19 protein-coding genes are annotated in these 19,053 nt (G+C 57.6%); 10 read left to right on the top strand and 9 right to left on the bottom strand.

The features are described from left to right. The first annotated feature begins 6 nt into the window (after positions 1-6). On the top strand, positions 7-1,104 hold the full coding sequence (locus U5A05_RS19660) for an amino acid ABC transporter permease (protein WP_261739544.1): 1,098 nt from the start codon (positions 7-9) through the stop codon (positions 1,102-1,104). 13 nt (positions 1,105-1,117) lie between these two features. Then, complete coding sequence (locus U5A05_RS19655; RefSeq protein WP_261739543.1) at positions 1,118-1,882, top strand: amino acid ABC transporter ATP-binding protein; 765 nt, start codon at positions 1,118-1,120, stop codon at positions 1,880-1,882. A gap of 114 nt (positions 1,883-1,996) precedes the next feature. Here the strand turns inward: U5A05_RS19655 and U5A05_RS19650 are convergent, their stop codons facing one another. Together U5A05_RS19650 and U5A05_RS19645 are read right to left on the bottom strand one after the other, a co-directional pair. Further along, positions 1,997-2,467: a type II toxin-antitoxin system MqsA family antitoxin gene (locus U5A05_RS19650; protein WP_321834450.1), complete on the bottom strand. Its 471-nt coding sequence runs from the start codon at positions 2,465-2,467 to the stop codon at positions 1,997-1,999. Beyond that, on the bottom strand, positions 2,464-2,775 hold the full coding sequence (locus tag U5A05_RS19645) for a type II toxin-antitoxin system MqsR family toxin (protein WP_261739541.1): 312 nt from the start codon (positions 2,773-2,775) through the stop codon (positions 2,464-2,466). Before U5A05_RS19645 ends, U5A05_RS19650 begins: the two co-directional genes overlap by 4 nt. A gap of 165 nt (positions 2,776-2,940) precedes the next feature. On the opposite strand from U5A05_RS19645, the gene U5A05_RS19640 reads away from it, so the two are divergent. From U5A05_RS19640 to U5A05_RS19625, 4 genes are all read left to right on the top strand, one after another. Continuing rightward, positions 2,941-3,600: a FadR/GntR family transcriptional regulator gene (locus U5A05_RS19640; protein WP_261739540.1), complete on the top strand. Its 660-nt coding sequence runs from the start codon at positions 2,941-2,943 to the stop codon at positions 3,598-3,600. After that, entirely contained in the window at positions 3,590-4,909 is a 1,320-nt protein-coding gene (locus U5A05_RS19635; RefSeq protein WP_321834448.1) for a CynX/NimT family MFS transporter, read from the top strand. Before U5A05_RS19640 ends, U5A05_RS19635 begins: the two co-directional genes overlap by 11 nt. A gap of 66 nt (positions 4,910-4,975) precedes the next feature. Continuing rightward, complete coding sequence (locus tag U5A05_RS19630) at positions 4,976-5,446, top strand: nuclear transport factor 2 family protein (RefSeq protein ID WP_321834446.1); 471 nt, start codon at positions 4,976-4,978, stop codon at positions 5,444-5,446. Further along, a complete protein-coding gene (locus U5A05_RS19625; RefSeq protein ID WP_321834444.1) occupies positions 5,443-5,730 on the top strand; it encodes a GIY-YIG nuclease family protein in 288 nt (95 codons plus the stop codon). The genes U5A05_RS19630 and U5A05_RS19625 overlap by 4 nt, the downstream gene beginning before the upstream one ends. Positions 5,731-5,801: 71 nt before the next feature. On the opposite strand, the gene U5A05_RS19620 is transcribed toward U5A05_RS19625, so the two are convergent. Both U5A05_RS19620 and yejK read right to left on the bottom strand, forming a co-directional pair. Beyond that, positions 5,802-6,152, bottom strand: a complete 351-nt coding sequence (locus U5A05_RS19620; RefSeq protein ID WP_261739536.1) for a glutaredoxin family protein — start codon at positions 6,150-6,152, stop codon at positions 5,802-5,804. After that, on the bottom strand, positions 6,152-7,156 hold the full coding sequence (yejK, locus tag U5A05_RS19615; RefSeq protein WP_321834443.1) for a nucleoid-associated protein YejK: 1,005 nt from the start codon (positions 7,154-7,156) through the stop codon (positions 6,152-6,154). The genes U5A05_RS19620 and yejK overlap by 1 nt, the downstream gene beginning before the upstream one ends. 386 nt (positions 7,157-7,542) lie before the next feature. Between yejK and U5A05_RS19610 the strand changes: the two genes are divergently transcribed. Then, positions 7,543-7,824: an HU family DNA-binding protein gene (locus tag U5A05_RS19610; protein ID WP_003440137.1), complete on the top strand. Its 282-nt coding sequence runs from the start codon at positions 7,543-7,545 to the stop codon at positions 7,822-7,824. Between the two features lie 169 nt (positions 7,825-7,993). On the opposite strand, the gene rlmF is transcribed toward U5A05_RS19610, so the two are convergent. The 5 genes from rlmF to U5A05_RS19585 form a co-directional block, all read right to left on the bottom strand. Then, entirely contained in the window at positions 7,994-9,010 is a 1,017-nt protein-coding gene (gene rlmF, locus U5A05_RS19605; protein WP_261739534.1) for a 23S rRNA (adenine(1618)-N(6))-methyltransferase RlmF, read from the bottom strand. Positions 9,011-9,108: 98 nt separating this feature from the next. Further along, a complete protein-coding gene (locus U5A05_RS19600) occupies positions 9,109-11,955 on the bottom strand; it encodes a valine--tRNA ligase (RefSeq protein WP_261739533.1) in 2,847 nt (948 codons plus the stop codon). Between the two features lie 252 nt (positions 11,956-12,207). Then, a complete protein-coding gene (locus U5A05_RS19595; protein WP_261739532.1) occupies positions 12,208-12,597 on the bottom strand; it encodes a DNA polymerase III subunit chi in 390 nt (129 codons plus the stop codon). A 7-nt stretch (positions 12,598-12,604) separates the two neighbouring features. Beyond that, positions 12,605-13,057 (bottom strand): DNA polymerase III subunit chi, encoded by a 453-nt coding sequence (locus U5A05_RS19590; protein WP_261739531.1) that lies wholly within the window; start codon positions 13,055-13,057, stop codon positions 12,605-12,607. Positions 13,058-13,116: 59 nt separating this feature from the next. Beyond that, a complete protein-coding gene (locus tag U5A05_RS19585; protein ID WP_261739530.1) occupies positions 13,117-14,607 on the bottom strand; it encodes a leucyl aminopeptidase in 1,491 nt (496 codons plus the stop codon). A gap of 307 nt (positions 14,608-14,914) precedes the next feature. On the opposite strand from U5A05_RS19585, the gene lptF reads away from it, so the two are divergent. From lptF to lepA, 3 genes are all read left to right on the top strand, one after another. Continuing rightward, on the top strand, positions 14,915-16,033 hold the full coding sequence (lptF, locus tag U5A05_RS19580; protein ID WP_321836538.1) for an LPS export ABC transporter permease LptF: 1,119 nt from the start codon (positions 14,915-14,917) through the stop codon (positions 16,031-16,033). After that, complete coding sequence (gene lptG / locus U5A05_RS19575; RefSeq protein ID WP_261739529.1) at positions 16,026-17,087, top strand: LPS export ABC transporter permease LptG; 1,062 nt, start codon at positions 16,026-16,028, stop codon at positions 17,085-17,087. Before lptF ends, lptG begins: the two co-directional genes overlap by 8 nt. Before the next feature lie 161 nt (positions 17,088-17,248). After that, the gene (lepA, locus tag U5A05_RS19570) at positions 17,249-19,048 is read left to right on the top strand and encodes a translation elongation factor 4 (protein WP_261739528.1); all 1,800 of its coding nucleotides are present in this window, start codon (positions 17,249-17,251) and stop codon (positions 19,046-19,048) included. The last annotated feature ends 5 nt before the right edge of the window (positions 19,049-19,053 follow it).

Genomic DNA, 19,053 nt, shown 5'->3' with positions numbered 1-19,053 from the left:
GGGACTATGACGACTCATGTTTTTAAACCCGACATGCCACCGCCGGGTAACCGCATCGGTATTGTCGCTTGGGCGCGGGCCAATCTGTTTTCCAGCTGGCTCAACACCTTGCTCACCCTGTTTGCCTTTTACCTTATTTGGCTGATCGTGCCGCCGCTGCTGAGCTGGACGATTCTTGATGCCAATTGGGTCGGTAGCACGCGGGCTGACTGCACCAAGGACGGCGCCTGCTGGGTGTTCATCCAGCAGCGTTTCGGCCAATTCATGTATGGCTATTACCCTACCGAGTTGCGCTGGCGGGTTGATCTGAGTGTGTGGCTGGCCGTGATTGGCGCAGCGCCGCTGTTTATCTCGCGCTTCAAGCACAAGGCAATCTACGGCCTGGGCTTTTTGGTGGTGTACCCGATTCTGGCTTACAGCTTGCTGCACGGCGGTCACTGGGGGCTCACTAACGTGGCTACCAGCCAGTGGGGTGGCCTGATGCTGACGCTGGTTATTGCCACAGTGGGTATTGCTGGCGCCTTGCCATTGGGGATTTTGCTGGCGCTGGGACGACGTTCGGACATGCCGGCCATTCGCGTGGTGTGCGTGACCTTTATCGAGTTCTGGCGTGGCGTACCGTTGATCACCGTGCTGTTTATGTCCTCGGTGATGCTGCCGCTGTTTCTGCCTGAGGGCATGAACTTCGACAAGCTGCTGCGGGCCCTGATCGGGGTGATTCTGTTCCAGTCAGCGTATGTGGCTGAGGTGGTGCGCGGCGGTCTGCAAGCGATTCCCAAAGGGCAGTACGAAGCAGCGGCGGCGATGGGCCTGGGCTACTGGCGCAGCATGGGCCTGGTGATCTTGCCGCAAGCCCTGAAGCTGGTGATCCCTGGCATCGTCAACACCTTTATTGCCCTGTTCAAGGACACCAGCCTGGTGATCATCATCGGCCTGTTCGACCTGCTCAACAGCGTCAAGCAAGCGGCTGCCGACCCGACCTGGCTGGGCATGGCGACCGAAGGCTATGTGTTTGCAGCGTTGGTGTTCTGGATTTTCTGTTTTGGTATGTCCCGCTACTCCATGCATCTGGAGCACAAGCTGGACACTGGCCATAAGCGTTAGGTAGGAGTGCGACATGAGTGAAGCAATCAAAAAAACCGCGAGCGCTGAAGGCATTATTCAGATGCAGGGCGTCAACAAGTGGTATGGCCAGTTCCACGTACTCAAGGACATCAACCTCAATGTGCAGCCGGGCGAGCGCATTGTGTTGTGCGGGCCATCGGGGTCGGGCAAGTCAACGACCATCCGCTGCCTCAATCGCCTCGAAGAGCACCAGCAGGGGCGCATCGTGGTCGATGGTGTAGAACTGACCAATGACATCAAGCAGATCGAATCGGTACGCCGCGAAGTGGGCATGGTGTTCCAGCACTTCAACCTTTTTCCGCATTTGACCATCCTGCAGAACTGCACGCTGGCACCGATGTGGGTGCGCAAGATGCCCAAGCGAAAGGCTGAAGAAATCGCCATGCATTATCTGGAACGGGTGCGTATTCCGGAGCAGGCGCACAAGTACCCGGGTCAGTTGTCGGGTGGTCAGCAACAGCGGGTGGCGATTGCCCGGGCGCTATGCATGAAGCCAAAAATCATGTTGTTCGATGAGCCAACTTCAGCGCTCGACCCGGAGATGGTCAAAGAGGTATTGGACACCATGATCGGTCTGGCAGAAGACGGTATGACCATGCTCTGCGTGACCCACGAAATGGGCTTTGCCCGCACCGTGGCTAACCGGGTGATCTTTATGGACAAGGGCGAAATCGTAGAAGAGGCCGCGCCGAATGACTTCTTCGACAACCCGCAAAATGACCGGACAAAATTGTTCCTGAATCAGATTCTGCATTGATTCAACAGCACCTGTAGGCGCTGCTGCAGGCTGCGATCGAGCCCGAAGGGTTTGCGGTGTTGAAGGGCGAAGGCCCTTCGGGCCTTATCGCAGCCTACGGCAGCGGCTACAGGGTTATTTATGGCGCTGCTGCTCTTTTTGCACCAGCAGCGCATTGATGTCGGCACACGCGTTGATTGCAGGCAGTTCCTGAACCAGTTCGGGATGGCGATCGAGTAAACGCATCAGCACAAACAATGGTTTTGGAGGCTCAACCTCGGCCCGCTCATAACGGCTGAACGCATTGTGGCCGCCCCCTGACAGCAACTGCACGGCACTCTTCTGGGTGAAGTGCAGTTTGCGCCGGATTCGCTTCATCTCTTCTGCCATTACCCGTTTGGCATCTTCAATCAGTTCGTCACCCGCCTGGGCATAACGCTCGGCGCTGGGAGCGTCGAATTCGATCTCTGCGCATTCCGTGCATTCGTAGCCGGCCAGGTTGTGCACCATCCGGTTCAACTGCTTGAAGTCCACTTTGAAGCTGCGCCCTTTGAACGCTTGCATCACATCGCCGGCACCGCAGGTGTAGCAGTCATGTTTTTTCATAGGTCTTTTTCCTTGAAAGCGATGACTGGCGGCCCTCCACTTGGGCGATAAGTCACCTTGATGTAGATGGCCAAACCGTAGGCCTGTGCGTGATAGACGTCCTGCCAGACCTTGTGGTCGGCGTGGGTCGACATCGACTTGTAAAGTGATCTGCGCTCTAAAGTGGCAATGACCCGCTGCATTTGCGCGAGGGTAAGGCCCATGGTTCGTCCGCCATCCAATGCGCTTTTGGTAAACGCTACAGCGCCAAGCCGTCGAACATCGGCTTGAATCAACGGCAGGTTGTAGTGAGGTGTTTTCTTTTCCATAAGAGGCAGCCTCGATACGATTTAAATTACCCTTAAAGGGTTTTTTGTTCAATGGTTAGTGATCGTTTTTTTGCGGTCTTTAAGCTGTAGTTGATTGCCCAACTGGATGTGTCTGGATAGGATGTAGGGAAATTCATCCTATGATTGGATGAAAAGGCGAACTCAATGACAGACGCTTCTCCGCTGATAAAACGTTCCCTGGTTGATCAGGCCCTTGAGCAACTGCGAACACGCATAAACAACGGCACCTGGGAGGTGGGGCAGCGCTTGCCGACCGAACCCGAGCTGGCGACGCAGCTGAACATCAGCCGTAACACTGTGCGTGAAGCGATGCGCGTGCTGGCGTTTGCCGGGTTGATTGAAATCCGTCAGGGCGACGGCAGTTACCTGCGTGGGCGCGTCGACCCGATGGACACGCTGCGTGCGTTGTCATCGTGCTCGATGGAGCAGGGCCGGGAGATGCGGCAAATCCTTGAAGTCGAAGCGGTTGGCCTGGCGGCCTTGCGTCGCACCGATGAGGACTTGCGGCTGTTGCATCAGGCACTCAATGCCAGTGGCCAGCATTACCACGGCGAACTCGATACCTATATCTGCTGCGACCTGGTATTTCACCAGCGGCTGATTGATGCCGCGCACAACCCTGCCTTGAGCGAGTTGTACCGCTACACCTCGAGCGTCGTGACCAATCATTTGCGCAAGACGATGGATATTCATCCGCGACGTCAGTTGGTGTTTGATCTGCATGTCGAGTTACTGGAAGCCGTAGAACAACAAAACCCGCAACGAGCCATGGCGCTGTGCCGGACGTTGATCAATGAACCCTGAGCCGGAGCAAGCCATGAGTCACCCCTCGTCAATCGCCAATGCCAGCGTTGAGCCCGCTCGTCATCTGGATGAGCTGGAAGAGTTACTGATCGACGCCGAAATTGACGATGAGCAGGTGCAACACACGCCACCCGTCGTGCTGCGCCCCTGGCTGCTGCTGTTGGGGCTGGTGCTGGTGGCGCTGAACCTGCGTCCGGCGTTGTCGAGCATGGCGCCATTGCTTGGCGAGGTCTCGGACAGTCTTGGTTTGTCGGCAGCGAAGGCAGGCTTGTTGACCACCTTACCGGTGCTTTGCCTGGGGCTGTTCGCGCCTTTGGCGCCGATCCTGGCCCGACGTTTCGGGACGGAACGGGTGGTGCTGGGGATTCTTTTTACGCTGGGTGGCGGCATTGTCTTGCGCAGTTGCCTGGGTGAGGTCGGGCTGTTTGCCGGGAGTATTTTGGCCGGAGCCAGTATCGGAGTAATTGGCGTACTGCTGCCTGGCATTATCAAGCGTGATTTCGCCGGGCATGCCGGGACCATGACCGGGGTTTACACCATGGCCCTGTGCTTGGGCGCGGCACTGGCGGCGGGCGCGACGGTGCCCCTTAGTGAGTCGCTGGGCCAGAGCTGGGCCATGGGACTTGGGTTTTGGGCATTACCCGCACTGTTAGCAGCCATTTTTTGGTTGCCCCAAGTGGGCAAACGTCAGGGCTCACACAACGTTGCTTATCGCGTGCGCGGCTTGCTGCGTGATCCATTGGCCTGGCAAGTGACGCTCTATATGGGGCTGCAATCCTCGTTGTCTTACATCGTTTTTGGCTGGTTGCCCTCAATTCTGATTGGTCGCGGTTTGACCCCAACCCAGGCAGGGCTGGTGATGTCCGGCTCGGTCATCGTGCAATTGATCACGGCATTGAGCGCCCCGTGGCTGGCAACGCGGGGTAAAGATCAACGGCTGGCAATTGTGCTGGTAATGGCGATGACCCTGGCCGGTCTGTTCGGTTGTCTTTATGCCCCCATCGAAGGTTTGTGGGGTTGGGCGATTGTGCTTGGCCTGGGGCAGGGTGGTACGTTCAGTTTGGCCTTGACCATGATAGTGCTGCGCTCGCGGGACGCTCATGTCGCGGCCAACCTGTCGGGCATGGCCCAGGGCATTGGTTATACCGTGGCTTCGATGGGGCCGTTGGCCGTCGGTGTAGTGCATGAATTGACCGGTGGCTGGAATGCGGTGGGCTGGATTTTCGCGGTCATCGGCCTGGGCGCCATTATCGCCGGGCTCGGTGCTGGCCGATCCTTGTACGTGAATGTGCAGAGCGAGAAAGTCTGAGGCCCATAGTGTTTCTGTTCATGGCAGATTATCGTGTTCGGATTCCTGACCCGCACGGACCCTGCCATGAGCCAAGACCATCAAGCTTTGATTACGCGCTTTTATCAGGCCTTCCAGCAGCTTGATGCGCAAGCCATGGCCGCCTGTTACACCGACGATGTGCTGTTCAGCGATCCGGTGTTTGGCGAGCTGCGTGGACAGAGTGCTGCTGACATGTGGCGCATGCTGACTTCGCGGGCCAAGGACTTCAGCCTGACTTTCGATCAGGTTCAGGCCGACGGGCAGCGCGGCAGTGCGCACTGGGTGGCAACCTATGTGTTCAGCCAGACCGGGGCTACGGTGGTCAATGATATTCAGGCGCGCTTTGTGTTTCGCGACGGCAAGATCTGCGAGCACCACGATCACTTTGACCTCTGGCGCTGGTCGCGTCAGGCGTTGGGTACAAAGGGCTTGTTGTTGGGGTGGACGCCGCTGGTGAAAAACGCCATCCGGGCTCAGGCCCAAAAAGGGCTCAAGGCCTTTCAGGCCAGCCGTTGAAGGTGAGCGCAAAACCCTGGTTTGTTTATCTGGTGCGGGCTGCCAATGGCTCGCTGTATTGCGGTATCAGCGATGACCCGGTGCGCCGCTTTGCCCAGCATCAAAGCGGTAAGGGCGCGCGCTTTTTTGCTTCAAGCCCGGCCGTGGCTTTGGTGTATGTCGAGACTTGGCCCGATAAAGGCGAAGCCTTGCGCCAGGAACGGCTGATCAAAAAGCTCAGGAAAAGCGCCAAGGAATGTTTGGTACAAAGCCAGGCAGAGACGGTTTTCACCTGTAGCCGCTGACGAGGAACGAAGGCTGCGATCGATCGCAGTCTTCGTTCCTCGTCAGCGGCTACAGCAAGAGTGGTGTGATGTTATTTCAACGCCGCGAGTATCGCATCCGGTTTGAAGTCCCTGAGTAGCGTGCCGTTCACGTCCAGTATCGGAATTCCGCGTCCACCCAGGGCCTCGTAGGCTTGACGGGCAGCCGGGTCTTTCTCGATATCAAACTCCTTGAACGGAATGCCTTTTTCATCCAGAAACCGCCGCGTGGCCTTGCAGTAGCCGCACCACTCGGTGGAGTACAGCACCACCCGGGCGTTGGCCCTGGTCTGTTCAGGCACGACCCCCGAGGGGTTGAGCATGCGCTCGATCTTGCCCCAGTTCTGGAAAATGACCACTACCACCAGAACAAACAGGACTTTCTTCAAAATACCGTTGAGCATTACTTGCTGCGCTTGAGCTGGTCGAGCAGTTGGGTCGGCAGGCCCTTGATCACCAGCGTGCCGGCTTCTTCGTCGAATTCGATCTTGGAACCCAGCAGGTGGGCCTCAAAGCTGATAGACAGCCCCTCAGCGCGCCCGGTGAAGCGGCGGAACTGGTTAAGGGTGCGTTTATCTGCCGGAATCTCTGGCGACAGGCCGTAGTCCTTGTTGCGGATATGGTCGTAGAACGCTTTCGGACGCTCTTCGTCGATCAGCTCTGATAACTCTGCCAGGCCCATGGGCTCGCCGATTTTGGCCTGGCTGCTGGCGTAATCGACCAGGGTCTTGGTTTTTTCGCGGGCGGACTCTTCGGGCAAGTCCTCGCTTTCTACGAAGTCGCTGAAGGCCTTGAGCAGGGTGCGGGTTTCGCCCGGGCCGTCGACGCCTTCCTGGCAGCCGATGAAGTCGCGGAAGTACTCCGACACCTTCTTGCCGTTTTTGCCTTTGATAAACGAAATGTACTGCTTGGACTGCTTGTTGTTTTGCCACTCGGAAATGTTGATCCGCGCGGCCAGATGCAGTTGGCCAAGGTCCAGATGGCGCGAAGGCGTCACGTCCAGCTCCGAGGTCACCGCCACGCCTTCGCTGTGGTGCAGCAGGGCGATGGCCAGATAGTCGGTCATGCCTTGCTGGTAATGGGCAAACAGTACGTGGCCACCGGCTGAGAGGTTGGACTCCTCCATCAGCTTTTGCAGGTGCTCGACTGCAATGCGGCTCAAAGCGGTGAAATCTTTACCGCCATCGAGGTACTCCTTGAGCCAGCCGCTGAACGGATGCGCGCCGGACTCCGCATGGAAAAAGCCCCAGGCTTTACCTTGCTTGGCGTTATAGCTTTCGTTGAGGTCAGCGAGCATGTTCTCGATGGCTTGAGACGCGGCCAGTTCAGAGTCACGGGCGTGGAGAACTGCGGGCGTACCGTCGGGTTTTTTGTCAATTAAATGGACGATGCAATGACGGATCGGCATGGGCTTCTCGGCGAGTAATGAGAGGACAGGGGGCGTACCCCGCAAAGACGCCAAGTGTACCGCACCTGAGCGATAGGTCGGAGTTTGGGGGGCTTGAGACTGCTTCAGACGGTTTTTTTACGGTTTTAAGGCGATAAAGCTGACCAAAAGCCCAGGTAGAGGCGGATATTTCACCGTCTCTGTGCTAGTTTTGCCCGGTCTTGCGCTCGGAAACGGCGTAAAGCGTGCATTCAGCATGTGTCAGGTCGAACCAAACCCCGTTTTTGCTATCTACATACGCGATTCGTCGTGAAAGCTGGCGGGTGTGCCAGACCCTTGAGATCTGGCTCGATGGCTGACATTGCACTCTGCAAACCAAATGAATTTGATAGGGAAGGAACATCTCAATGGCTATTACTAAAGACCAACTGATCGCCGATATCGCTGAAGCTATCGACGCGCCAAAAACTACCGCGCGTAACGCTCTGGACCAACTGGCTCAGATCGTTGCTGATCAATTGGAAAATGGCGGCGAAATCACTCTGCCAGGTATTGGCAAACTGAAAGTGACCGAGCGTCCTGCCCGTACTGGCCGTAACCCTTCGACTGGCGCTGCCATCGAAATCGCAGCCAAAAAAGTTATCAAGCTCGTTGTGGCCAAAGGCCTGACTGACGCTGTTAACAAGTAAGTATTAAAAAAGCCGCGCCCGGACAAGTCCGGGCGCGGCTTTTTTATGGGCGCAAATCCTGTAGCCGCTGACGGGGTACGAGGCTGCGATGGGCTGCGAGGCAGCCCCGCTTTTTGAAGGCCCTTCAGGCCTTATCGCAGCCCGCAGCAGCGGCTACAGGCTTATGCACTTACTTCCAGTTCTTTTCACGCCACATCTGCTGCTGCTCTTTGTCGTGGAAGGTCCAGGCCACAAAGCGGCTTTGCTTGTTGCCCTGGGACATGTCCACCACTTGGCTTTCCCGCGCACCGGCTTTTTTCAGCGCAGTCTGGATGGCCGGCAAGTTCGATGCCTTGGATACCAAAACGCTGAACCACAGAATTTGTCGACCCACCTGGATGCTTTCGCGGATCAGTTGCGTGACAAAGCGCTGTTCGCCGCCTTCGCACCACAACTCGGCCGCCTGGCCACCAAAGTTCAGAACCGGCAGCTTGCGCTTTGGATCCGCCTTGCCCAATGCGCGCCATTTACGCTCACTGCCGCGCGTCGCTTCATCCAGGGATGCGTGGAACGGCGGGTTACACATGGTCAGGTCGAAGCGTTCGCTGCTTTCCAGCAGGTCCAGCAGGATTTTCTGCGGGTTGGGTTGCAGACGCAGGCTGATGGCTTTGTTCAGGCCGTTGGACTGCACGATTGCCTTGGCCGCTTTGACGGCTGTTGGGTCGACTTCGGTGCCCAGGAACTGCCAGCGGTATTCGCTATGGCCGATCAGCGGGTAGACGCAGTTGGCGCCCATGCCGATGTCCAGTACGCGAACGTTTTGCCCGCGCGGGATTTCGCCGTCGTTCATGCTGGCCAGCAGGTCAGCCAGGAAGTGCACGTAGTCAGCACGACCCGGGACAGGCGGGCACAGGTAGTCGGCCGGGATATCCCAGTGAGCAATGCCGTAGAACGCCTTGAGCAGGGCACGGTTGAATACGCGCACGGCAGTCGGGTTGGCGAAGTCGATGCTCTCTTTACCGTACGGGTTGATGATCACGAACTCGGCCAGCTCCGGACATACCGAAATCAGCTGAGGGAAGTCGTAGCGGCCCTGATGGCGGTTGCGCGGGTGCAGGCTGGGTTTGACCCGTGGCTCGACCGGCTTGGCATCGCTGGCAGCCTTGGGCTTGTGGCGTGTGGCTTTGGAAGTACGTGGGGTAGTCATGTTCAATTCATTCCACAAAAGCAATCGCGGGCAAGCCCGTTCCTGCAGAGTTAAACCCTGCGGGAGCGGCCTTGCCCGCGATCAGGTGCGCAGCGTATTTACAGGCTGGAAATCCGCGCGTGCTGGTCTGCCAATTTGCTCAAGGCCTGTTCGGCTTCGGCCAATTTGGCACGTTCTTTTTCGATGACTTCGGCCGGAGCCTTGTCAACGAACGCGGCATTCGACAATTTGCCGCCCACTCGCGCAACTTCGCCGTGCAAGCGCTGGATTTCCTTGTCCAGGCGCGCCAACTCTGCATTTTTGTCGATCAGGCCGGCCATTGGCACCAGTACTTCCATCTCACCTACCAGAGCGGTAGCAGACAGAGGTGCTTCGGCGCCATCTTGCAACACAGTGATCGATTCGAGTTTAGCCAGCTTTTTGAGCAAGGCATCGTTCTCGGTCAGACGGCGCTGGTCTTCGCTGCTGACGTTTTTCAGGTACAGCTGCAACGGTTTGCCCGGGCCGATGTTCATTTCGCCACGGATGTTACGCGTGCCGAGCATCAAGCCCTTGAGCCATTCGATATCGTCTTCGGCAGCCTGGTCGATGCGTGCTTCGTTAGCCACCGGCCACGGTTGCAGCATGATGGTCTTGCCTTCAACGCCGGCCAGCGGCGCGATGCGCTGCCAGATTTCTTCGGTGATGAACGGCATGAACGGGTGCGCCAGACGCAAGGCCACTTCCAGTACACGTACCAGCGTGCGGCGGGTGCCGCGCTGACGTTCTACCGGAGCGTTTTCGTCCCACAGCACAGGCTTGGACAGTTCCAGGTACCAGTCGCAGTACTGGTTCCAGATGAACTCGTACAAGGCTTGTGCCGCGAGGTCGAAACGGAACTGGTCGAGGTGACGGGTCACTTCGGCTTCGGTGCGTTGCAACTGCGAGATGATCCAGCGGTCGGCCAGCGACAGTTCGTAGGCTTCGCCGTTCTGGCCGCAGTCTTCGCCCTTGTCCAGCACGTAGCGCGCCGCGTTCCAGATCTTGTTGCAGAAGTTGCGATAGCCTTCAACGCGGCCCATGTCGAACTTGATGTCACGACCGGTGGATGCCAGCGAGCAGAAGGTGAAGCGCAGGGCGTCGGTGCCGTAGCTGGCGATGCCGTCGGCAAATTCGTCGCGGGTCTGCTTCTCGATTTTCTTCAGCAGTTTTGGCTGCATCAGGCCGGTGGTGCGTTTGGCCACCAGGTCTTCGAGTTCAATACCGTCGATGATGTCCAGCGGGTCCAGGACGTTGCCCTTGGACTTGGACATCTTCTGGCCCTGACCGTCACGCACCAGACCGTGTACATACACGGTCTTGAACGGAACTTGCGGGGTGCCGTCTTCGTTCTTCACCAAATGCATGGTGAGCATGATCATCCGGGCAACCCAGAAGAAAATGATGTCGAAACCGGTCACCAGCACGTCAGTGGAGTGGAAGGTTTTCAGCGCGTCGGTTTTTTCTGGCCAGCCCAGGGTGGAGAACGTCCACAGACCCGAACTGAACCAGGTGTCGAGCACGTCGTTGTCCTGTTGCAGCGCAACGTCCGGACCCAGGTTGTGCTTGGCACGAACTTCGGCTTCGTCGCGGCCTACGTAGACCTTGCCCGATTCGTCGTACCAGGCCGGAATGCGGTGGCCCCACCACAGCTGACGGCTGATGCACCAGTCCTGGATGTCACGCATCCACGAGAAGTACATGTTTTCGTATTGCTTTGGCACGAACGCGATGCGGCCGTCTTCAACGGCGGCAATCGCTGGTTCTGCCAATGGCTTGGTCGACACGTACCACTGGTCGGTCAGCCACGGCTCGATGATGGTGCCCGAGCGGTCGCCTTTCGGTACTTTCAGGGCGTGATCGTCGACGCTGACCAACAGACCGGCTTCGTCAAAGTCCGCCACGATTTGCTTGCGCGCTTCGAAGCGATCCAGACCGGCGTATTTGGCCGGCAGGGTGCCATCGACAGTTTCGTTCAGCTTGCCGTCGAGGTTGAACACCTGAGCAGCAGGCAGCACTTTGGCGTTTTTGTCGAAGATGTTCAGCAGTGGCAGGTTATGGCGCTTGCCGACTTCGTAGTCGTTGAAATCGTGGGCCGGGGTGATTTTCACGCAGCCGGTGCCGAATTCAGGATCGCAGTAATCGTCAGCGATGATCGGGATGCGGCGACCAACCAGTGGCAGCTCAACAAACTTGCCGATCAGGGCCTTGTAGCGTTCGTCTTCCGGGTTTACCGCAACGGCAGCGTCGCCGAGCATGGTTTCTGGACGGGTGGTAGCAACCACCAGGTAATCCAGACCTTCGGCGGTTTTGGCGCCGTCAGCCAGCGGGTAGCGCAGGTTCCACAGGAAACCTTTCTCGTCGTGGTTTTCCACTTCAAGGTCGGAAATTGCGGTGTGCAGCTTGGTGTCCCAGTTGACCAGACGCTTGCCGCGGTAGATCAGACCGTCTTCGTGCAGGCGAACAAAGGCTTCTTTCACGGCTTCGGACAGGCCGTCATCCATGGTGAAGCGTTCGCGGCTCCAGTCTACGGACGAGCCAAGGCGACGGATCTGACGGCTGATGTTGCCGCCGGATTGGTCTTTCCATTCCCAGATCTTGTCCAGGAACTTCTCGCGGCCCAAGTCATGGCGGTTCAGACCTTGTGCTTCGATCTGACGCTCAACCAGCATTTGGGTGGCGATACCCGCGTGGTCGGTGCCCGGCTGCCACAGGGTGTTGCGACCCTGCATGCGGCGGAAACGGATCAGTGCGTCCATGATCGCGTTGTTAAAACCGTGACCCATGTGCAAGCTGCCGGTGACGTTCGGCGGCGGGATCATGATGGTGTACGGGTCGCCCGCGCCTTGCGGGGCAAAATAATTCTCTTCTTCCCAGGTTTTGTACCAGGAAGTTTCAATGGCGTGCGGCTGGTAGGTCTTATCCATGCGCGGCGGGACCCTATTGGCATTAATTCAGGAAAGCCGACAAGTATAGCGGGGTGGGAGGCGCAGGGCGAGTTGTGGTGTGGTGCAGGAAAAATTTGTAGCAGCTGGCGAAGGAACGAGGCTGCGTTAGCCTGCGAACCAGTCGTAAAGTCCGAGTTCTCAGTTTATCTGACGCGCCGAGGTGTCTGACCTATGACTGCTGCGCAGCCGAACGCAGCCTCGCTCCGCTCGTCAGCTGCTACAAGACCCGGATCAGCTCTGGTGTTGAGCGAGCAGGCGCTCCATATGCGCATCGAGGCGGCGTTTGATCTCGGTTTCGATATGCGGGGCGAAGTCGTTGATCACGTCTTGCATGATCGCTTGCGCAGCAGTGCGCAGTTCTTTGTCCAGATGCACCAACAGCGCGTCCGGGGCTTTTTCTGCCACGGGGGCCGGAGCTATGCCGACCAGTGGTATTTGGGCTGGCTCGGGCTCTTCTTCATCGCTGATCACTTCAGACAGCAACGGGATCTGTGGATCCTGTTGGCCGACCATCTCCGTCAGCAGCGGCGGTTGCAGGCCCTCATCGCCGAGCAGCTTGCGAATGGATTCAAGATCATCGAGCAGGTGTGCGGCTTTTTGCGGCGAATTTGAAGTGTCCATCGTGTGCTCAGAGTCGTTGTAACTTGTGGTCTTGCAGAGGATAGCCCTGTTCACGGTAGAAGCGGAAACTCTCCCGTGCGGCCAGTCGAACGGCGGGGTCTTCGACCACTACTTCAGCCACGCGGGCGAAGCGTTTGAAGAATTCCGGGACTTTAAGGTCCAGGTTGATCAGCAAGTCCTGATGGGACAGGGGGGCATCCGTGCAACCCATGACAACTACACCATCGGGTTCATCTTCGGTGTTGCTGTGGGGCACGAAGCTTTCGCCCTTGAAACGCCACAAACGTTCATCCAGATCCTGGCGTTGTGCGGCGTCAGTGCAGTGCAAATACACGCGGTGGCCAAGGCGCCAGGCCTTCTCGGTGAGTTTGCAGGCAAAATCCAGCCGCGCCGAGGGTTCGGCGCTGGGCAGGATATAAAAGTCGATTTTGGTCGGCTCTTTGGTTAATTCTTGGGTCATTGCGGTTCCTGAATCCGGGCTACGCCGCCGTCAAGCGGCGCAGCCTTGGATTGTCAGCTTCAAGCGTTGGCGCGATCCAGCAGGTACTGGGTCAGCAGGGGGACTGGACGGCCACTGGCGCCCTTGTCCTTGCCGCCGCTGACCCATGCGGTGCCCGCGATGTCCAGGTGGGCCCAATGATAGGCCTTGGCGAAGCGCGACAGGAAGCAGCCAGCGGTGATGGCGCCGCCTTTAGGGCCGCCGATGTTGGCCATGTCGGCGAACGGGCTGTCCAGTTGCTCCTGGTATTCGTCGAACAACGGCAATTGCCAGGCACGGTCGTCGGCTTGCTTGCCGGCTTCCAGCAGTTGGTTGATCAACTCGTCGTTGTTGCCCATCAGGCCCGAAGTGTGGGCGCCCAGTGCAACCATGCAGGCACCGGTCAGGGTGGCGATGTCGATTACGGCCTGTGGCTTGAAGCGTTCTGCGTAGGTCAGGGCATCGCACAGCACCAGGCGACCTTCGGCGTCGGTGTTGAGGATCTCGACGGTCTGGCCGCTCATGGTGGTCACGATATCGCCCGGACGCGCAGCGCCGCCGCTTGGCATGTTTTCGGCGCAAGCCAGAATGCATACCAGGTTGATCGGCAGTTTCAGCTCAAGCACGGCGCGCAGGGTGCCGAACACGCTGGCGGCACCGCCCATGTCGTACTTCATTTCGTCCATGCCCGCGCCCGGCTTGAGGCTGATGCCGCCGGTGTCGAAGGTGATGCCTTTGCCGACCAGTACGAACGGTTTTTCGGATTTCTTGCCGCCGGCGTAGTTCATCACGATCAGGCGTGGCGGCTGGTCGCTGCCCTGGCCCACGGCGTAGAACGCGCCCATGCCCAGATCCTTGATCTTCTTCTCGTCGAGAATTTCGACTTTCAGACCTTTGTATTCTTTACCCAACTCCTTGGCCTGTTCTGCCAGGAAGGTCGGATGGCAGATGTTTGGCGGCAGGTTGCCGAGGTCGCGGGTGAACGACATGCCCGCTGCAATCGCCTGGGCGTGGGTTACGGCACGCTGGACTTCGGCCTGTGCAGCCTTGATGGTCAGCAGGGTGATTTTTTTCAGGGAGCGAGGTTCGGCCTTCTGGCTTTTGAATCGGTCGAAAGTGTACTCACCGTCGATCAGGGTTTCGGCCAGCAGGCGGGTTTTGCTGTAGCTGTCGCGACCCTTGACCACCAGTTCGTCGAGTGCGAACACCGCGTCGCTGCCGCCCAGGCCTTTGAGGACACCAAGCGCGGCACTGATGATTTTACGGAACGGGCGGTCGCCCAGTTCTTCATCCTTGCCGGTGCCCAGCAGCAGTACGCGTTCGGCCTTGAGGTTGGGCAGGCTGTGCAGCAGCAGGCTTTGACCGGCTTTGCCGGCCAGATCACCGCGCTTGAGGACTGCGCTGATAGCGCCGCCGGTGAGTTCGTCGATAACGTTGGCGGTAGGGCCCAACTTGCGGCCTTCACCAATGGCGACCACCAGAGTGGCCGTTTTCAACGTTTCTGGACTAACGCTTTTTACAACCAGTTCCATGTCGGGGTCCCTGAGTCAAATAGTCAACATGCGCACAAACAATGCTGTTTGCTTGCTTGATAGAGGAGGCGCTTCACCTGCGATCCAGGCTGGCGACAAGGCGGGCAGTTTGAACCCCGTCGGACGAGCCTGACAACCCCGGTATAGGGCCAACTTGCCACTTTCAAGACTGCGCAGTGACAGGGGCGGCCATTCACAGGATAATGCACCATCTTTTTAAACGGCTCAGCTCATCCCCATGAGCCTGAACCGACTCGTTATGCTGCTTGTTTGGCCGCCTTAGCCTGACGACCCTGGAGTGTCTGGTTTGATCGTCTTCCGTTATCTATCCCGCGAAGTCCTGCTTACATTGAGCGCTGTCAGCGCTGTGCTGCTGGTCATCATCATGAGCGGTCGTTTCATCAAATATCTGGCTCAGGCCGCCTCGGGCGCACTGGATCCAGGCTCATTGTTCCTGATCATGGGCTTTCGCCTGCCAGGCTTCATGCAGTTGATTCTGCCGCTGGGGCTGTTCCTGGGCATTTTGCTGTCTTATGGGCGCTTGTACCTCGAGAGCGAGATGACCGTGCTGTCGGCTACCGGCATGAGCCAGCAACGTCTGCTGGGCATGACCATGGCACCTGCCGCACTGGTTGCACTGATCGTGGCCTGGCTCAGCCTGAGTCTGGCCCCGCAGGGTGCCAATGAATTTCAGTTGTTGCTCAACAAACAGGATGCCCTGACCGAGTTCGACACCCTGGAAGCCGGGCGCTTTCAGTCGTTGAGCGATGGTTCGCGGGTTACTTACACCGAAGAGCTGACCAATGACCGGACCCATTTGTCCGGCGTATTCATTACTCAAAAGAATCTCGGGCGGGACGCCAAGGACCGCAATATTTCAGTGTTGCTGGCTGAAAAAGGTCGTCAGGAGGTTCGCCCCGACGGCAGCCGTTGGTTGATTCTGGACAACGGCTACCGCTATGACGGCAACCCTGGGCAGGCTGATTATCGCGCCATCAAATACGACACCTACGGTGTATTGCTACCGAAGCCGGATGTCAGTAATGACGTGACGGACCGCGATGCGATCCCGACACGAAACCTGATCGGCAACCCGGAGCCGCGCTCGGTCGCCGAGTTGCAATGGCGTATTGCCTTCCCGTTTTTGGTGTTTATCGTGACCTTGATCGCAGTGCCGCTGTCGCGGGTAAATCCGCGTCAGGGGCGCTTCCTCAAACTGTTGCCGGCCATTCTTCTTTATATGGCCTATCTAAGCATGCTGACCTGGGGCCGAGGCCTGCTTGAGGGCGGCAAGATTCCTTTGGTGTTGGGCTTGTGGTGGGTACATGCCCTGTTCCTGATCATTGGCCTGGGGCTGATGTACTGGGAGCCGCTGCGCTTGAAGTTGGCGAGTCGCCGTAGTGCCAAGGAGATGACCCGTGGTTAAGCTCGACCGCTACATTGGTAGCAGTGTGTTGATGGCAATTTTGGCGGTACTGGGGATTATTCTGGGTCTGGCGCTGCTGTTTGCGTTGATCGACGAGATGCGCAGTATCAGCAGCAGCTACACCATCATGGACGTTTTCAGCTTTGTAATGCTGACTGCTCCGCGTCGCTTGTACGAAATGTTGCCGATGGCAGCGTTGATCGGCTGCCTGATCGGTTTGGGTGGTCTTGCAAGCAACAGTGAGCTGACCATCATGCGCGCGGCGGGTGTGTCCCTGGGGCGCATTGTCTGGGCCGTGATGAAGCCGATGCTGGTCTTGATGCTGGCAGGTGTGCTGATTGGCGAGTACGTAGTACCCGCCTCTGAAAACCTTGCCCAGGCCAACCGCGCACTGGCGCAAGGTGGTGGTGATGCGCAAAGTTCCAAGCATGGCCTGTGGCACCGCCAGGGTGATGAGTTCATCCATATCAACGCTGTTCAGCCCAACGGGCTGCTCTATGGTGTGACCCGGTATCGCTTCGATAAAGAGCGCAACATGTTATCGGCGAGCTTCGCCAAGCGTGCGCAGTTCGATCAGGGGCACTGGCAGTTGAACGACGTCAGTACCACGGTTTTTCACGATCGCAGCACTGAAGTGATCAAGGTTCCGGAAGAAAGCTGGGACGTTTCGTTGAGCCCGCAGCTGCTTAGTACCGTGGTCATGGCGCCTGAATCGCTGTCGATCGCTGGCTTGTGGAGCTACATCCACTACCTCAAGGAACAGGGGCTGAATAATGGCCGTTATTGGCTGGCATTTTGGGTCAAGGTATTACAGCCGCTGGTGACTGCTGCTCTGGTGTTGATGGCCATATCTTTCATCTTCGGCCCATTGCGCTCTGTTACTCTTGGCCAGCGGGTATTTACCGGGGTGCTGGTGGGTTTCACCTTCAAGATTGCCCAGGACCTGCTGGGCCCGATGAGCCTGGTGTTCGGTTTCTCGCCGTTGTTCGCGGTGCTGGCACCGACTGCAATCTGTGCATTGGCAGGCATCTGGCTGCTGCGTCGAGCAGGCTGACAAGCCTTCATTGAGTTCGCCAGAAGCCCCTATCTCGCGACAGGGGCTTTTTTGTAGGTGTCCATTGGCCTGTGAACGTGACGCTTGGCGAGAGGATCAGGTACAATTCCCGGCTATTTTTCGGCGGGCAGTCTGCCTGCGACTTTTTTGAGTGTTGACCCGTGAGTGATTTGAGTCATATCCGCAATTTCTCCATCATCGCCCACATTGACCATGGCAAGTCGACGCTGGCCGATCGTTTTATCCAGATGTGCGGCGGCCTCGCCGAGCGCGAAATGGAAGCCCAGGTACTGGATTCCATGGATCTGGAGCGTGAGCGCGGGATCACCATCAAGGCCCACAGCGTTACTCTGTACTACACGGCCAAAGATGGCATTACCTATCAACTGAACTTCATTGATACCCCGGGTCACGTCGACTTCACCTATGAAGTCAGCCGTTCCCTGGCGGCCTGTGAAGGTGCTTTGCTGGTAGTTGATGCGGGGCAGGGCGTAGAAGCCCAGTCCGTCGCCAACTGCTACACCGCTATCGAGCAGGGCCTTGAGGTCATGCCGGTATTGAACAAGATCGACCTGCCGCAGGCTGATCCTGATCGCGTGAAAGAAGAGATCGAAAAGATCATTGGCATCGATGCCACTGATGCCGTGACCTGCAGCGCCAAGACCGGCCTGGGTGTGGACGAGGTGCTTGAGCGCCTGGTGCATACCATCCCTGCGCCAACCGGTAACTACGAAGATCCGCTGCAAGCGTTGATCATCGATTCCTGGTTCGACAACTACCTGGGCGTTGTGTCCCTGGTTCGCGTGCGCCACGGCCGCGTGAAAAAGGGTGACAAGATTCTGGTCAAGTCCACCGGCAAGATGCACCTGGTAGACAGCGTGGGTGTGTTCAACCCCAAGCACACGGCTACCGCTGATCTGAAAGCCGGTGAAGTAGGCTTCATCATTGCGGGCATCAAGGACATTCACGGTGCGCCAGTGGGCGATACCCTGACCCTGAGCTCAACCCCTGATGTTGACGTACTGCCAGGTTTCAAACGTATTCAGCCGCAGGTCTATGCCGGTTTGTTCCCGGTAAGCTCTGACGATTTCGAAGACTTCCGTGAAGCCCTGCAAAAGCTCACGCTGAACGACTCGTCGCTGCAGTACACCCCGGAAAGCTCCGACGCGCTGGGCTTCGGCTTCCGTTGCGGCTTCCTCGGCATGCTGCACATGGAGATCATTCAGGAGCGCCTTGAGCGCGAGTACGACCTGGACCTGATCACCACGGCGCCAACCGTAATTTTCGAACTGCTGCTCAAGACTGGCGAAACGATTTACGTCGATAACCCGTCCAAGCTGCCGGATGTATCTTCTATTGAAGACATTCGCGAGCCGATCGTGCGCGCCAATATCCTTGTGCCTCAAGAGCACCTGGGTAACGTCATTACCCTGTGTATTGAAAAACGCGGCGTTCAGCACGACATGCTGTTCCTGGGTTCTCAGGTTCAAGTGACCTACGACTTGCCGATGAACGAAGTGGTTCTGGACTTCTTTGACCGTCTCAAGTCCACCAGTCGCGGCTATGCTTCGCTTGATTACCATTTCAACCGTTATCAGTCGGCTAATCTGGTCAAGCTGGATGTATTGATCAACGGCGAGAAAGTTGATGCGCTGGCATTGATCGTTCACCGCGACAACGCTCACTACAAAGGGCGTGCGTTGACCGAGAAAATGAAAGAGCTGATTCCGCGTCAGATGTTCGATGTGGCAATTCAGGCTGCCATTGGTGGCCAAATCATTGCGCGCTCGTCTGTTAAAGCGCTCCGAAAAAACGTACTGGCCAAATGCTACGGTGGTGACGTTAGCCGTAAGCGCAAGCTGTTGGAAAAGCAGAAAGCCGGTAAAAAACGCATGAAGCAAGTGGGTAACGTGGAAATTCCACAAGAAGCCTTCCTTGCAGTGCTCAGGTTGGATAGCTAGGTCCT

This window comes from Pseudomonas kulmbachensis (genome assembly GCF_963681935.1).
GTDB lineage: Bacteria > Pseudomonadota > Gammaproteobacteria > Pseudomonadales > Pseudomonadaceae > Aquipseudomonas > Aquipseudomonas kulmbachensis.
Note: the sequence above shows the minus strand (reverse complement) of the source record. Positions and strands in the feature narration are given on the sequence as shown.

Excerpts from the sequence above, each read along its gene's own strand:
- U5A05_RS19655 (WP_261739543.1), top strand. The coding sequence starts at position 1,118 with ATGAGTGAAGCAATCAAAAAAACCGCGAGCGCTGAAGGCATTATTCAG.
- U5A05_RS19630 (WP_321834446.1), top strand. The coding sequence starts at position 4,976 with ATGAGCCAAGACCATCAAGCTTTGATTACGCGCTTTTATCAGGCCTTC.
- U5A05_RS19645 (WP_261739541.1), bottom strand. The coding sequence starts at position 2,775 with ATGGAAAAGAAAACACCTCACTACAACCTGCCGTTGATTCAAGCCGAT.
- U5A05_RS19595 (WP_261739532.1), bottom strand. The coding sequence starts at position 12,597 with ATGGACACTTCAAATTCGCCGCAAAAAGCCGCACACCTGCTCGATGAT.
- U5A05_RS19650 (WP_321834450.1), bottom strand. The coding sequence starts at position 2,467 with ATGAAAAAACATGACTGCTACACCTGCGGTGCCGGCGATGTGATGCAA.
- U5A05_RS19660 (WP_261739544.1), top strand. The coding sequence starts at position 7 with ATGACGACTCATGTTTTTAAACCCGACATGCCACCGCCGGGTAACCGC.
- U5A05_RS19590 (WP_261739531.1), bottom strand. The coding sequence starts at position 13,057 with ATGACCCAAGAATTAACCAAAGAGCCGACCAAAATCGACTTTTATATC.
- U5A05_RS19585 (WP_261739530.1), bottom strand. The coding sequence starts at position 14,607 with ATGGAACTGGTTGTAAAAAGCGTTAGTCCAGAAACGTTGAAAACGGCC.
- U5A05_RS19620 (WP_261739536.1), bottom strand. The coding sequence starts at position 6,152 with ATGCTCAACGGTATTTTGAAGAAAGTCCTGTTTGTTCTGGTGGTAGTG.
- yejK (WP_321834443.1), bottom strand. The coding sequence starts at position 7,156 with ATGCCGATCCGTCATTGCATCGTCCATTTAATTGACAAAAAACCCGAC.
- U5A05_RS19610 (WP_003440137.1), top strand. The coding sequence starts at position 7,543 with ATGGCTATTACTAAAGACCAACTGATCGCCGATATCGCTGAAGCTATC.
- U5A05_RS19635 (WP_321834448.1), top strand. The coding sequence starts at position 3,590 with ATGAACCCTGAGCCGGAGCAAGCCATGAGTCACCCCTCGTCAATCGCC.
- U5A05_RS19600 (WP_261739533.1), bottom strand. The coding sequence starts at position 11,955 with ATGGATAAGACCTACCAGCCGCACGCCATTGAAACTTCCTGGTACAAA.
- U5A05_RS19640 (WP_261739540.1), top strand. The coding sequence starts at position 2,941 with ATGACAGACGCTTCTCCGCTGATAAAACGTTCCCTGGTTGATCAGGCC.
- rlmF (WP_261739534.1), bottom strand. The coding sequence starts at position 9,010 with ATGACTACCCCACGTACTTCCAAAGCCACACGCCACAAGCCCAAGGCT.